This is a genomic window from Gemmata obscuriglobus (assembly GCF_008065095.1).
Taxonomy (GTDB): domain Bacteria; phylum Planctomycetota; class Planctomycetia; order Gemmatales; family Gemmataceae; genus Gemmata; species Gemmata obscuriglobus.
On sequence record NZ_CP042911.1, the window covers coordinates 2,795,350 to 2,809,384 of the forward strand.

12 protein-coding genes are annotated in these 14,035 nt (G+C 66.5%); 5 read left to right on the plus strand and 7 right to left on the minus strand.

Annotation, left to right across the window (positions count from 1 at the left end):
* The first annotated feature begins 14 nt into the window (after positions 1–14).
* Together GobsT_RS11640 and GobsT_RS11645 are read left to right on the plus strand one after the other, a co-directional pair.
* Entirely contained in the window at positions 15–995 is a 981-nt protein-coding gene (locus GobsT_RS11640) for a hypothetical protein (protein WP_148087703.1), read from the plus strand.
* A gap of 94 nt (positions 996–1,089) precedes the next feature.
* Positions 1,090–1,593 carry an HU family DNA-binding protein gene (locus GobsT_RS11645; RefSeq protein WP_010038198.1) on the plus strand — a complete coding sequence of 168 codons (504 nt, stop codon included), beginning with the start codon at positions 1,090–1,092 and terminating at the stop codon, positions 1,591–1,593.
* A gap of 88 nt (positions 1,594–1,681) precedes the next feature.
* Here GobsT_RS11645 and typA read toward each other — a convergent pair whose 3' ends face one another.
* Positions 1,682–3,511 (minus strand): translational GTPase TypA, encoded by a 1,830-nt coding sequence (gene typA, locus GobsT_RS11650; protein WP_010038188.1) that lies wholly within the window; start codon positions 3,509–3,511, stop codon positions 1,682–1,684.
* A 197-nt stretch (positions 3,512–3,708) separates the two neighbouring features.
* Here typA and GobsT_RS11655 point away from each other — a divergent pair, with 197 nt between their 5' ends.
* On the plus strand, positions 3,709–4,197 hold the full coding sequence (locus GobsT_RS11655; RefSeq protein ID WP_010038186.1) for a SixA phosphatase family protein: 489 nt from the start codon (positions 3,709–3,711) through the stop codon (positions 4,195–4,197).
* A gap of 972 nt (positions 4,198–5,169) precedes the next feature.
* Here the strand turns inward: GobsT_RS11655 and GobsT_RS11660 are convergent.
* The gene (locus GobsT_RS11660; RefSeq protein ID WP_010038184.1) at positions 5,170–6,528 is read right to left on the minus strand and encodes a TlpA family protein disulfide reductase; all 1,359 of its coding nucleotides are present in this window, start codon (positions 6,526–6,528) and stop codon (positions 5,170–5,172) included.
* 260 nt (positions 6,529–6,788) lie between these two features.
* Between GobsT_RS11660 and lspA the strand changes: the two genes are divergently transcribed.
* On the plus strand, positions 6,789–7,442 hold the full coding sequence (gene lspA / locus GobsT_RS11665; protein WP_109571139.1) for a signal peptidase II: 654 nt from the start codon (positions 6,789–6,791) through the stop codon (positions 7,440–7,442).
* 127 nt (positions 7,443–7,569) lie between these two features.
* Here the strand turns inward: lspA and pfp are convergent, their stop codons facing one another.
* Positions 7,570–8,856, minus strand: coding sequence for a diphosphate--fructose-6-phosphate 1-phosphotransferase (pfp, locus tag GobsT_RS11670; RefSeq protein ID WP_010038180.1), 1,287 nt, complete (start codon positions 8,854–8,856; stop codon positions 7,570–7,572).
* A 141-nt stretch (positions 8,857–8,997) separates the two neighbouring features.
* Between pfp and GobsT_RS11675 the strand changes: the two genes are divergently transcribed.
* Positions 8,998–9,798: a two-component system sensor histidine kinase NtrB gene (locus GobsT_RS11675; protein WP_010038178.1), complete on the plus strand. Its 801-nt coding sequence runs from the start codon at positions 8,998–9,000 to the stop codon at positions 9,796–9,798.
* A 242-nt stretch (positions 9,799–10,040) separates the two neighbouring features.
* Here the strand turns inward: GobsT_RS11675 and GobsT_RS11680 are convergent, their stop codons facing one another.
* The 4 genes from GobsT_RS11680 to GobsT_RS11695 all read right to left on the minus strand — a co-directional run bounded on the left by GobsT_RS11680 (position 10,041) and on the right by GobsT_RS11695 (position 14,012).
* The gene (locus GobsT_RS11680; protein ID WP_010038176.1) at positions 10,041–11,360 is read right to left on the minus strand and encodes a Gfo/Idh/MocA family protein; all 1,320 of its coding nucleotides are present in this window, start codon (positions 11,358–11,360) and stop codon (positions 10,041–10,043) included.
* 294 nt (positions 11,361–11,654) lie between these two features.
* Positions 11,655–12,131 carry a carboxypeptidase-like regulatory domain-containing protein gene (locus GobsT_RS11685; RefSeq protein WP_010038175.1) on the minus strand — a complete coding sequence of 159 codons (477 nt, stop codon included), beginning with the start codon at positions 12,129–12,131 and terminating at the stop codon, positions 11,655–11,657.
* A 21-nt stretch (positions 12,132–12,152) separates the two neighbouring features.
* Entirely contained in the window at positions 12,153–13,205 is a 1,053-nt protein-coding gene (locus tag GobsT_RS11690) for a DUF1559 domain-containing protein (RefSeq protein WP_010038172.1), read from the minus strand.
* 537 nt (positions 13,206–13,742) lie between these two features.
* Positions 13,743–14,012 carry an acylphosphatase gene (locus GobsT_RS11695; protein ID WP_010038170.1) on the minus strand — a complete coding sequence of 90 codons (270 nt, stop codon included), beginning with the start codon at positions 14,010–14,012 and terminating at the stop codon, positions 13,743–13,745.
* Between the last annotated feature and the right edge of the window lie 23 nt (positions 14,013–14,035).

A 14,035-nucleotide genomic window follows, 5' to 3' on the forward strand; every position in this document is an offset into this window, starting at 1 on the left:
CGGAATTCGGAAACTTGGAACCCGGAGATTCAATACGCGGCTGGCTCGGCCTTCCACCCGGACCATGGCCGCCGGACCACTACGCGCTGCTCGGGTTCGCTCCAGGGGAAGGGGACCTGGGTGAGATCGAGCAGCGCGTGCTGGACCGCATGGAACTGCTACGGCCTCACCAGATCCGCCATCCCGAGGTGGTAACCGAGGGCATGAACCGCCTGGCTCAAGCGCTGGTGTGCCTGACCGATCCGCTCACCCGCGCCGCTTACGACCGGCACCTGGGCATCGCGCCGGCGCCGTTCGAGGTTATCGACGACGAGCCGATCGAGCGGGTTTCAGGCCCCGCGCCGCGCCCAGCAGCCCGGCAACAGAACCTGCCTTACGAGGTCATCGAAACGGACGAGCCGCCGTATGAGGTCTTACCGGATTCGACGGACGACCGGGCGGCTGCGGAGCCGGTCATACTGGTATCGTCCGTAGTCTCGTCCGCACGGCCGCGACGGCAGCAAAAGCCCGCCAAGTTGAAGCGGCGGACGGTCTACCGTCGGCTTGCGGCCCTCCGCCGGGCGTGCCGCGCGTGGGAGGGGCTTCGCCCGGTCTTCGGCACCCCCGGCGAGCCGCTCGCGACGCCGGTCGCGGTGTTCGAATTTCTTCAGGCGATCACGGACGCACGAGCTGCGTTTCCCGGTGCGTCATTCGTGCTGGGTCCTGCCCCGCAACCGGGGGGGCTGGTGCTCGTTCTCGTGCGGGTGGCATCAGTGCTCGGCACTGTCCGCGGCCTGCTCCCGTCACAGCGCAAGGCCGTCGCCCACGACTGGCACCGTGGCTATACGCTACTCCAGCACGAGCTCGCCGCCCTCCGAAACCTCGCACGGCGGCCGAGCCGCGGTCGCAACTGCATGGCACAACTTGGGCGACTGTTGCTGGCGGTGCCGGAACTGGTGCTGGTGCTACTGGCCGCCCTGCTGCTCCTCCGCACCGTCGTCTTACGGCACCACTAGCGACCTATTTCCTTGACGCGACTCTGTGCGCTGTCTAGACTTAGGACAGTTCCCGCTTGACGAAAACGGGTCGATCCACCGAGGGGCACCGCTCGTGACCAAGAAAGAAATCGTCAAGACGATCTGCGACCGAGCCAACAAGAAAAACCTGATTCCGAAGCACAACCTGACCCAACTGGCCACCAAAGAAATCGTCCAGTGGACCTTCGAAGCGATCATCGAGACGCTCGTATCGGAGGGGCGAATCGAGCTTCGCAATTTCGGTGTTTTCGAAGTGAAGCAGCGTAAGCCGCGTAAGGCGCGAAACCCACGCACCGGTGCCGCTGTCGAAGTTGAGGCGAAGAACGTGGTGACGTTCCAGCCCGGCAAGACCATGGAAGAGCAGGTCAAGAAGTCCGCAAAGGTTGCGGAAGTTAAGAAGAAGAAGCCGCGCAAGCCAAAAGCCGAAAAGGCCCCAAAGCTCGCTGAGCGGTCGCCCGCGCAAACGGCGCCGTCCGCGAACGGCAGCGCGACTCCGACCGAGATCACTGGGAGCGTACCCGCATCCGTATCGGTCGAAAAAGAGCCGGTCACTACCGACGTTCCAGCCGCGACTTGAGCATATCGGGAGTATCGGCTCCCAACACGCCCAACCACTGAACTCGGGTCGAGCGGTTGCCGTAGCATCCGCCCGACCCGTTTTCACATCACTTGTTCTGGCGGCCCGAGCGCTTACGGTCGCCTTCCTTCAGCAGGATCTTCCGCATCCGAATTCCGGCCGGCGTGATCTCGACCAACTCGTCGTCCTCAATGTACTCCAGGGCCATTTCCATCGAAAAGTTGACCGCGGGCTTGATCGAGGCCTTCGCGTCGCTGCCGGACGCCCGCATGTTGGTCAGCGGCTTCATTTCCGTCACGTTCACCACGAGGTCGTTGTCGCGGCCGTGCTCGCCCACGATCTGCCCCTCGTACACCTCATCGCCGGGCGACACGAACAGCGTCCCCGAAAGGCCGTCGACCGCGTAGGCCGTGATCTTCGCGGTGTTCTTCGACAGGTACACGCCGGTCGCGCGGCCGGGTGCGGCCCCCTTCGCCGGCCGGTAGTCGAGGAAGTTGTGGTGCATGATCGCGGTGCCCTGCGTCGCGGTCAGCATCCGCGTCCGCAGGCCGATCAGGGACCGCGCCGGGATGTGGAACTCGACCTGCATCGTGTTCCCGTGCGTCTCCATGCGCTGGAACTCGCCGGACCGCTCCAGCACGAGCCGCATGATCGAGTTCTGGTGCTCCGCCGGCACCTCCACCACGAGGTGCTCGTACGGCTCCATCTTCTGGCCGTCGATCTCCTTCATGATGACGCGGGGCTTGCCCACCGCCACCTCGGAGCCCTCGCGGCGCATCGTCTCGAGTAGCACCCCGAGGTGCAGCAACCCGCGGCCCGACACGATGAACTCGCTCTCCCGCTCGCCCGGGGCCACCCGCAGCGCGACGTTGTGCTGGAGCTCTTTTTCGAGCCGGTCGCGCAACTCGCGGCTGGTGAGCGGCTTGCCGTCCCGGCTCGCGAACGGCGAGTCGTTCACGCGGAACACCATGTCCAGCGTCGGCTCGTCAATCGTGAGCGGCGGCAGGGCCTTCGGCTTGTCGAACTCGCAGATGGTGTCGCCGATGTCCGCGTCGTCGATGCCCACGACGGCGCAGATGTCGCCGGCGCGGACCTCCTCGACCTCGCGCTTCGCGAGCCGGTCGAACTCGAGCACCTGGACGATCGTGTCCGGGAACACGGTCCCGTCTTTTTGTTTGACGACGGAGACCTTCTGGTTCTTCCGGATCTTGCCCGCGAACACGCGGCCGATGGCGATCTTGCCCTTGAACTCGTCGTACTGGAGCGCCATCACCTGCATTTGGAGCGGCGCTTCCTGGTCGACATCCGGGGCGGGAACGTTGTTCAGGATCGCGTCGAACAGCGGACTCAGGTCCTTCGGCTCGACGTTCATGTCGGTGGTGGCGATCCCGGCCCGGCCGCTCGCGTAGATGATCGGGAAGCTGGCCGTATCGTCGTCGGCACCCAACTCGATGAACAGGTCGAACATGAGCGCGTGGACGTCCGTGATGCGGGCGTCCGGGCGGTCGATCTTGTTAATGATGACGATCGGCTTCAGCCCGGCGGCGAACGCCTTCTTGAGCACGAACCGGGTCTGCGGGAGCGGCCCTTCGGCGCTGTCCACCAGCACGAACGCGCCGTCCGCCATCTTCAGGATGCGCTCGACCTCGCCCCCGAAGTCGGCGTGCCCGGGGGTGTCGACCAGGTTCACCTTCACGTCGCCGATGCGGATCCCGCAGTTCTTGGCGAGGATGGTGATCCCGCGCTCGCGCTCTTGGTCGTTGGAGTCCATGATGAGGCCGTGCTGGCCCCCGACCAGTTTGTCCAGCTCTTCCGAGCGGAACAGCCCGGACTGCCGGAGCATCTGGTCAACGAGTGTCGTTTTGCCGTGGTCGACGTGGGCGATCACGGCCACGTTCCGAATGTCGTTCCGCTTCATGGATTCGGTGCGTGTCCCGGTCCGGTTGTGCCGCGGGGGAGGGCGCTGCGGGGCCGGCGCTTCGGGAACTTCTCCTGTGGTCTGTGTGACTTCAAGCGCTCCTTGTAATGTAGAAGCTGAGGCGGCCGCGCGGAAGGGCAGATGGCATGTGGATTCCGTGAACCCGCATCGAGCACGTGACAGGCGCGGAGGGCGGGATGATTCTGTATCTGGTCCGGCACGCGGAGGCGGTCGAACTCGGCTCCCCAGGCGCCGCAAGTGATTTTGACCGGTTTCTGACCCCGAACGGCAGCGCCCAGACGCTCGCAATGGCCCAGGCGTTTACCCGGCTCAAATTGCCGGTGGACGCGGTCGTGACCAGCCCGTTCGTGCGTGCGTACCAGACCGCAAGCGGGATGCTGAGCGTCTGGCAACCGAACTCCCGTCCCATCACACACGACGCGCTGGCACCGGAAAAGCTCAAACCGAACAAACTGTCCGAATTTCTGGGCGGGGTGCCGGGCGAGTTCATGGTCGCAGTGGGCCACATGCCGGACCTCGGTGCGTACGCCGAGTGGCTGCTCGGCGCCTCTGCCGGTGCGATCCCGCTCGCCAAGGCGGCCATCGCCTGCATCGAATTCCGGACCGCCCCCGCTAAAGCGTCTGGCAGGCTCCGCTGGCTGGTCCCACCGGAATGGGTGATGTAAGCGGAAGCAAAGCCGTCGGGCTGGCTCGCTTTTGTTTCCCCGCCCACTCTGCCTGTTGCGTGTCGCATGTCGCTCAATTCTCAGCCAAGGGATTGTTTGGCCCTCGGCCGAACGCATTCGATCGCAGTTCGTCTCTCCGGGTCGGCGTTCGGCGAGCGTGAGTGCTCGCCACCGGTCCCATCCAAGGCCGCAATCGCTTACGCATATTGATATCGCAACTGTTGTCGCAACTGAACGTTGCGGCGATTGCATCGTTGCGAATCGTTCGTGCCTCAGGCCGTTGTTGGGTCAATATCTGGGCTTAAAGCACGTGATTCGTGGGTAGTGATCCGCCAGCGAATTGCCAGTTCATGACCAGCCAAACGCCAGCGAACGTCCAGTCGATGGGGTAGCACTCGTGTCGGGACCTCTTCTCGCGTTGCGAGGCAAACGAGAGTGCGCTTCCACGCTCCTCTTGGTTCGGGTGGGCTGCTGTCACCCGCGCAGAGACCGTTTCCGGCATTCGGGCCACTTCGGCACATTCTGGCTCTCCTGCGTCGGGAAACGATCAGCTCCCACTAATAAGATGGCACGCAGCAACCGAGCGGTTTTGTGTGTGAGGTCGCCTCACACCGTGGTACCAGATCCGCAAAAGCAACTCTTTCACCGATGCCGCTGAAGCCACACATCGACCGCATCGAACTTAATCGCGGGACTGACATACTCGCTGCAAATCGTCCTCACGCCAGAGATTCGGCGTGAGGTGGCTGATTCTTGTGGCACAGGCATGCCGCCGAGAGTCGGTCGGTCCGGTCGCGGTGGCGTTCGACAACGCTTGCAACCGGGCGCAACGTGATGATGCAGCGGCGAACTGCGAAGTTGCCGAGTGCACCGAATGAATGTCGTTGATTGCTCTTATTATTGGTCGATTTGGGCCGATCGCCCTTTTGGCACTGAGGGCGCGCATTCGGCCGTCTTGAGTCACTGCCCGCGTTACTTCCCGAGCGCCTGCTTAATGGCGGCTTCGAGTTCGGCGCGTTTCTGGGGGTGCCCTTTCCACAGCACCTGGCCCGTTGCGTCGAGCAGCACCGCGTGCGGGTAGACCTCCACATCGAACTGGTCGCGAATGCTCCCGGCCTTCACCGGCTCGACGTACATCGCGTAGTTCAGGTTGTGATCGCTCACGTACCGCGACGCCGCCGCCGCCCGGTCCTTCTGCGACACGTCGTCGCACAGAACACCCATCACTTGAAGGCCACTCGCTCCGTAACGCGACTGGAGGTCCTTCAGGATCGGGATCGCCCGCGGGCAGTGGACGCAGGCGGTGGTCGCGAACTCGACCAGCACCACCGAACCAGGGCGAACGGAGTCGGACTCCCACGGGCGCTCGAGCGTGTCGAGGAGCGTAAACTTGCCGACTGTACGACCCGCACCTCCGACCGGCCGTGCCCCGCTGCCCGACGGGGAGAACGCCGGCGGGCTCTTGGGCAGCGGCGGCAGCGGCGGCGGACCGTTCGGGTTCGGAACGGTCGTCACGGGCGGCCGGAACGGGGTCTTCGTGTCGTCCGCCACATTCTCGGGGCGAACGGGCCGGGGGGACGGCGAAGGCGGCGAAAACAGGTCCGGTTCGGGCGTGTTGCCGGTCGTCGGTGCGGCGCCACTCGCCGCGGGTGCGGTCCCGCTCCCGATTGAGGACGGGGGCACCGCGTTGGTCGGGCCGGTCGGGGACCACGCGTCGCCTGGCTTCCGGGCCGGGCCGGGCGGCACCGTTCCTCCGGGCGGCGCCGCGTCCGCGCGGGGTGGTAGATCGTCACGCAGGTCGATGCGGAGCGCTGCGTTCGGTACGACCGTCTGGACCGATCCGGCGTACGTTTTGCCGTCCTGGGTCGCCACGCTCACGCTCAGCTCGTAGCTGTCGCCGGTCCGTAAGCCGTTGGCGGAGACGTAGCCCTCATTGTTCGTGGCGAGGTCGATGGGGGCACCGGCGTCGGCGGGCTCGCCGAGCTTCTTGAAACGAACCGGAACGTTCCGCGCCGGCTGCCCGTCTGGGCCGTACACGTACCCGGCAATGGCCTCGCGTGACGCGGTCTTTGCGTTGAAATTGCGGTCCTTGGGGTCGGTCGGTTGTGTGGCCTTCGGGAGCGTGCCGCCCGGCGTCCGGCTCACCTCGTCCAGCCACGGCGGAGTTTTGGTCCCCCCGCCCTTCGCATCTTTCCCGTCTTTGGCGTCCCCTTTCGAGCGCCCGGCACCGAGGCCCGTCGGCCCCCTGTCGGCGTTCTTTTGGTCCGTGGACCGACACCCGACGAGCGCCAGTAGCGCGGCGACGATCAGTCCGGCTCCGGCGCTCCTCATGGTGACCCGATGCCCCCGCGAACGATACGGCCAACAGCGGGGCGCGTAAGATTTACACGGCCCTCCTGGGATCATTCCCGCGCGCCCTCGACCGGTCAAGCCCACCCGCGGGGGTGCGGCACCGGGGCTCGTGTTGAGTCTGCCGGCACGAGCGGATATAGCGGTTCTCCTGTGTCCGGAGCGTTCTTGACGGGTCCGAAAAGGCGGCCTATCGTGAATGTTCCGACAGCATCAACCTTCCGCCAAAACGGAACCACCCAATGGTCGATCGAACGTACCGCTGGCTGCTCGTCACGCTGGCCGTGGTGGGGCTGGGCGCGGACCTGGGGAGCAAGTACGGCGTGTTCCGCTGGCTCTATAAGGACGGGAACTTCGCGCACGGCGTGGGAAACGAGTACGACGTGGTCCCGGGCTGGTTCAAGCTGATCGCGCAGTTCGATCGCGAGGTCGCGGTCGCGGACGACGGTTTCGGCGACCTCCGGACGTGGAGCACCAACGGCGACCCGGTGATGCCGCGGGTGAACCACGGCGCGCTGTTCGGCCTCGGCCAGTCGCGCAAGGGGCTCGCGAACGGCTTCTTCGCGGTGGTCAGCGTGGCGGCGGCGCTGGCGATCCTGGTCTGGGGCACGCGGCCGCACACGGCCCGCGAGCGCGGGCTGATGGCCGCGCTGGGCCTCATCCTCGGCGGCACCGTCGGCAACTTGTACGACCGCCTCGTGTTCGGCGGGGTCCGCGACTTCTTGTACTTCTACAAGATCGAATGGCCGGTGTTCAACGTCGCCGACTGCTGTCTTGTGGTTGGTGCGGCGCTGTTGCTCGTCCAAGCGGTGCTGGTGTCTCCGCCCGCCGAAACCCCTCCCGCGACCGGTGAGACGGTGACACCGGTGCCCGTGCCCGAAAGCCCGAAGGTTTGAGCCAGAAGTCGGGCCGGCCGCACCGAAGCGGGTGAAGGGAACCGGGAACCTCCAAGGAGAACAAACTCCTTGAGGTTCCCGGTTCCCTTCACCCGCTTCGGTGCGGCCGGCCCGACTTCTGACTTGCTCAGCGCACGATGTAGCCGAATCGCTCGCGGAACTGTTCCGGGGTCATCTTCACGACCGCCGCGAGGCGTTCCAGCCGGGTGGCGTCGTCGAAGTCGCTCTGCTCCAGCCGGATCATGTACCGGCGGGCGACCTCGTAGTTCTCGCCGCCGATGTCCACCAGCCGGGTGCGCATCTTCTTGGTCGCGGGGTCGATCATCTCCGGGAACGGCCGCGGCACCATGTTCCCGCCCACGAACGTTACCACCACGCCGTTCTTCTCGGCTTCCGGCGACAGCAGGAACTTGACCGCGCCGTACCCGAGGTTGCGGGTGTACTCGGCGTCGAACGGGATCGGGTCGGCGCACCGCAGCTCGTACCCCAGGTCCTTGTCCACCATGTCCAGCTTGACGCCGAGGTCCTTGAGGCGCGAGGCGATCGTGGTGCGGATCAGCCGCCCGAACTCGATCTCGCCCAGGCGCAGGTGCCCGAACGCGTCGAGCTCGATGGACCCGAACTTGCCGGGGTTCTTCTCCATCATCTCGCGGAGCTTCGTCTCGCCGATCTCTTCCAGCAGCCCTTCGGCCAGGACCGCGACCCCGTAACCCTTGCCCTGCGCCTTGCGCTTGATCATCGCGCCGATGACGATGTCGCAGATCAGCTCGATCGAGACGTCCTTGCCCTTCAGCTCCTCTGCGATGAGGGTGACGGTCGCGGCGCTGGCCTTGCCGATGCCCAGCGCGAGGTGCCCGGCGGCCCGCCCCATGCTCACGAGGATGTACCACCGGGTGGTGGTCTTCGCGTCCTCGTGCAGGTTCCGCGCGACCTGCACCCCGTAGTGGCGCGCCGTCTCGAACCCGAAGGTGGGGATTCCGGGGGGGAGCGGCAGGTCGTTGTCGATGGTCTTCGGCACGTGCGCCACCTTGATGGCGCCCTTCGCGTGGGCGTACACCTGCGACCCGCTGTACGCGGTGTCGTCGCCGCCGATGGTGACGAGGTACTTGATCCCGAGCTGCTCCAGGCCCTTCAGGACCGCGTTCAGGTGGTCCGGGTTCTTGGCCGGGTTCGTCCGGCTCGTGCCCAGCAGCGCGCCGCCGCGCTGGTAGTACGGCGCGACGTCCGGAATGGTGAGCGGGCGCACCTGCGACACGTCGCCGGCCGCGAGGTACTTGAAGCCGTCGCGGACGCCCACCACCTCGAGCCCGCGGTTGATGGCCTCGATGGTCACGGAGCTGATGACGCCGTTGATACCCGGGGCCGGGCCGCCGCCGACGACGATGCCGAGCTTACCGCGAGTGGGATCCGCCATGTGTAGAGAGTCCTGGGGCGCCGGTGAAGGCCCGGGGGCACGGCTGGGTCGGGCCGGTTACGCTGTTTAGGATTGGAACCCGTCGGGCGTTTTCAAGGGCGCACGGGCGCGTAGATTAGCCCCACCAGCGGAGACCTCGCTATGACCGATCCCGCACCGCCGGGGCCGTGCGCCGACCCGCCGCCCGCGAACGAGGGCGGCATCGCGGAGCTCGCCGCCGGGTTCATCCACGAGATCAAGAACCACCTCGGCACCCTTTCGCTCAACCTCCAACTGCTCGCGGAGGACTTCGAGGACGCCCAGTCCCCCCGCGAGCGCAAGGCGCTGGAGCGGGTGTCGCGCCTGTCCGGCGAGTGCCGCAAGCTGCTCGACCTGTCGAACGACTTTTTGCGGTTCGCCCGGCTCCGCGAGCTGCACACCCGGCCCGCCGCGCTGGGCGCGGTGGTGGACGCGGTGATCGACTTCCTCGGCCCGGTCGCGAAGGCCCGCGGGGTCGAAATCAAATGGTTCTCCGCGCCCGAACTCCCCCTGGTGTGCCTCGACTGCGACCTGTTCGAGCAGGCGCTACTGAACCTCGGGCTGAACGCCTTCGACGCGATGCCCGACGGCGGGACGCTCACGCTCATCGGCCGGTCCGGGGGCCGCTCGGACGACGCGAGTGTGAAGGGCGACGAGGGGTGCGGCGCCGGCGCGCGCACCGTCTGTCTCGACGTGATCGATACGGGCGCGGGGATCGAGCCCGCGGCGCTGGCGAAGCTGTTCCGCCCGTTCCACACCACCAAGCCCGACGGAAACGGGCTCGGGCTCGCCACCACCCGCAAGATCGTCGTCGCGCACGGCGGCACGATCGAGGCGCAGAGCGCCCCGGGGCACGGCACGAGGTTCACCATCGCGCTTCCGGCCGCCCCCGGCGCCGAACGAATTACGGCACCGGGCGCCTGACCCGCGGCACTTCCCTCATGCGCTCCGGCTCGCAATACGCAGCGATGTTCCGATGTGCGTTCTCGATGCCGCCGCCGGCGACGTTCTTCGTGTGCTGCGCGGCACGCATCCCACACGATCGACGCCGCTCAGCACGAAACATGAGCCCCAAGATATGTCGGGTCCGGGCCGTCGACTCGCTGCGCGTCCGGCGAACGACTTCGGCGCGCATCGGTCCGTTGTGGCGGCCCGGACCGTTGTGATTACAGCCCTTCGACCTCGAACCCCTTGCGGTACTCGCGCTTCACGAACGCGTTCGCCTTATCGTTGTTCGTGACCTTCAGGGCCTTCGTGTCCCACTTCAGGTCGGTCTTCGGGAACCGGGTCGCGAGGCACCCGAGCAGCACCATCTCCGTCAGCGGGCCGCTGTAGCTGAACGGCGCCGAGGTCTGCCCGTTGCCGCGCACCGCCTCCACGTACTGGAGGTAGTGGTCGTCGGACTTCACGTCCGGCAGCTTGAAGTCCTTGAACTTCTCGCCGATCAGGATCGGCTGGCCGCCCGAATCGTACGGCGAGTACAGCACGCCCTCGGTGCCGATCAGGATCGAGCCCTGGCCGTCGAGCTTGTGCGCGCCGATCTTCTCGACGACCTCCTTCGGCGGGCGAACCTTACCGTTGTACCACGTCAGGGCGACCGTATCGGTGGTGAACTTCGAGCCCGGGAACACGTACTTCACCTGCACGTCGAGCGTCCAGTTGTATTCGTTCGGCCCCGGGAGTTCGGACGTGATCGACGACGGGTTCCCGACGCCCAGGGCGTTGAACACCGGGTCGAGGATGTGGCACCCCATGTCGCCGAACGTGCCGGTGCCGAAGTCGAGCCGCTTGCGCCAGTTGCCCGGGTGGTAGTACCCGCCGCCGATGAACGGCCGGTCGGCCGCCACGCCCAGCCACAGGTTCCAGTCGAGGCCCGCGGGCACCGGGTCCGTTTTGTCCGGCTTCGGCGCGGTGTCGCCCCACGACTTCCCGCTCCACGAGTGGACCTCCTTCACCTTCCCAATGACGCCGTCCTGCACCAGCTTGACCACCAGCTTGTGCTTGCGGGCCGAGTGGATCTGGATGCCCATCTGGGTGACGATCTTCTTGGCCGCGGCGGCCTCGGTGAGCTTACGGGCCTCGTAGATGGTCTGGGTGAGCGGCTTCTGCCCGTACACGTTGAGCCCGCGGTTGACCGCCATCATCCCGATGGGGGCGTGCATGTGGTCCGGCGTGGACACGTTCACCGAGTCGAGCTTCTTCTCGGCGTCGAGCAGCTTGCGGTAGTCCTTGTAGATCACGCAGTTGGGGAACCGCTTCTTGATGTTGCCGACGCGGGCGTCGTCCACCTCGCACACCGCGACCAGTTTCAGGTTCTTGCTGGCGGTCAGGGAGTTGATGTCGGCTCCGGCCATGCCGTCGGCGCCGAAGCTGGCGTGCAGCACGGTTTCGCTCGGGGCGGCGTGGGCGTGCGCCCTCCACACGAACGGCGCGGCGAAGGTCGCGGCGGCGGTTTTGAGCGCGGCGCGGCGGGTGATCGGACTCATCCGAAATGGCTCCTGCGTGGCGGGGATGGCGAGGCGAGACCCAGAGGGTACGCCACCGCAAACGGGACCGCAAGGCGCTGGCGGGGCGGATTTCCGGGGGCAAGAAAATCGTTCCGGCACAAAACGGCGATCTTGTTCAGAACGATTATTCCCCAGCGGCGGTGCGACGGATGGAACTGATCCCAAGTCCGATCGCACCGCGTCTGTGGGGCGGAGGTGGCATTCGGCCGGCTCGCGGACGCGATCAGCGGCGCACGCGACGAGCAGATCGTCCGGGCCCGGTTCGGGCGCCCGTTACGGTACGAGGTCGCCCTGGAGGTCGAAGTCGAACACGTTGTTCTTGCCGGCTACGACATCGGCCTTGAGCCGAGACGTTTCCGGCGAGAAGTACGCCTTCGGGATCAGCGGCTTGCCGGGCATCCGGAGCGTTTCGGCCGCCGCTTCGGCCTTGGCCAGGTGCTCCGGCAGCGGTGGCGACGGCCCGGTGAGCGAGATCGCGACGCGGCACGGGCCGACCGGGGCGCCGTCCCCGGTGCCGTATGTGGACAGTGAGTAGGCGCCGTTCTCGTCGGTCGTCGCCAGCGCGGGAACCGTGCCCGGTGTTTCCGGGATGAAAGACACCGACGCCTTGGCGACCGGCTTCCCGCGGTACGTGACGGTGCCGCGCACCTTCGCCACCGGCACGCCCTTGGGTCCGCCGCAGCCGCTCGACCCGGCCGCGAGAAGTGCGAGCCCCAACAGCGCGCCGGCGCGCAGTCTGCCCAATTTCATTGCGGGTTACCTTCGTGTGGGTCAGTAGTTCCCGACGACCTCGCCGCCGGCGCGGCTGCCGAGCGCGTTGTAAGTGAACTGGTTGATGCTGTCCGGGACGAACCGCACGGACCCGTCCGAGAGGGCAACCGTGATCCCGCCCGTGTGCCGGCTGGCGAACCCGCGCCCCATCCAACTCGACGTGACCCCGCCGCACGCGTCCACCGACATCCCGGCCGTGGACTGGCACACCCGGAGCTTCCAGTTGGGCGGCAAACTGGTGCCGTGAGCCGAACCGGTGCTGCTCATCCAGATGGAACTGTTCGACGACGTGGACCAGTCCGTGTGCCCGAAGGCGATGGTGTTGCTCAACCCGTCGGTGATGGACGAGAAGTTGACCGGCGCGCTGGTGCCGGTGTAGTCGAACAGCCCGCGGTGGTTGGGGCCGCCGCCGTAGCCCTGGCCCGGCTGCGGGCACGCGGTTGTTGCGGTGACGGTGTTGTTGCTCGCGCAGCCCCCGCACCCGTACGCGACCCTGGCCCCGTCACCGCCGAACGGGTCGGTCGCGGCCGATGCGATGTTGTTGAACCCGTCGCCGTAGCTGCCCACGTAGTTGCTGTGCCACCCGCGGAAGGTGGTGCCCGTGGTCCCGTCGCTGGTCCCCGGCGTGCCCAACTGCGGGCACCCGGCGACCGGCAGCGTGCGGTTGTCGCTCACCGCCCCGGACCGCGGGTCGCTGGGGCACAAGAGGACGGGGATCTTGGCCTGGCGGATCGCCGCCATGGCCTCGCACGAGACGTTCACGTCGAACCGGATCTGTTTGTACAGGTTGTCTTGTTCGATGTACGGCAGCAGCCGCGGCAGGTGGCCCCACCCGAACACGAACCCGTCGACCCGGGGCAACACGTTGTTGGCGTCGTGGTAGCCGTGGAGCGCCAGCCCCAGTTGCTTGAGGTTGTTCGAGCACTTCATCCGTGCGGCGGCCTCGCGCACCTTTTGGACGGCCGGCAGCAGCAGCCCGATCAGGATCGCGATGATCGCGATCACCACCAGCAACTCGATCAGCGTGAACCCGTGCCCGCGGCGCGTCGTCATAAGACCTCGCTTGCGAAGGTGATCGATGCCGGAGAAAGAGTAACGTGGGACGCCTGATTAAGAAGATGTTGTGAAGTATTCTGCGCTCGAGCGATTGTGTCCGCAAGAGCACTCTGCGCGGCGCGGCGGATTTCAGGGATTTATCACACTCTTGAGATTCTACCTGAGCGATTGGGAGGAGAAGCCATTCGTTCACCGTGCCCGAGTACGGCCGCCACGTTTGGGCGGGGTACGAAACCTCGGCCCCGAAAAGCGCGCCCGTGTCCCGAGCCCCGAGTGGTCGCCTCATGCTGCGCTTGCTCCGACCGGTCGCTCGTCTTTGCTGGGACGTACCGACGGGCGCACGCCGCCCGCAAACGCCACGGCGCCTGACCGTTCTCTTCGACCCGATCCACTATCAGTAGACGATCCGGCTACTGGTGCCTGCTTTGGTTTTGTTTCTTGTGGCACAGACATTCCTGTCTGTGCGGCGCGAGAAGGCCGCACAGACAGGAATGTCTGTGCCACAAGAAACAGACACCACCACCCGAGCCGTTCTCAGTAGACGATCCGGAACCCGTGGAGCGGTTCGCCCGGCTCGCGGTCGGTGGCCTCTTCGGAGGTGATGTTGTCGGCCATGCTGGCGCGGATCTCGGCCAGGAGCGCTTCGACCGCGTGCGCGGGGCCGTCGGCGAGCAACTCGACGCGCCCGTCGCTCAGGTTCCGCACCCACCCGCGGACCGCCGGGTGCGAGCGGGCGAGCCGCGCGGCGGTGGCCCGGAACCCCACCCCCTGAACGTCGCCCGAGTAGTACACGATCCGCGCCATGACCGGTCCTCATTTGTCGCGAA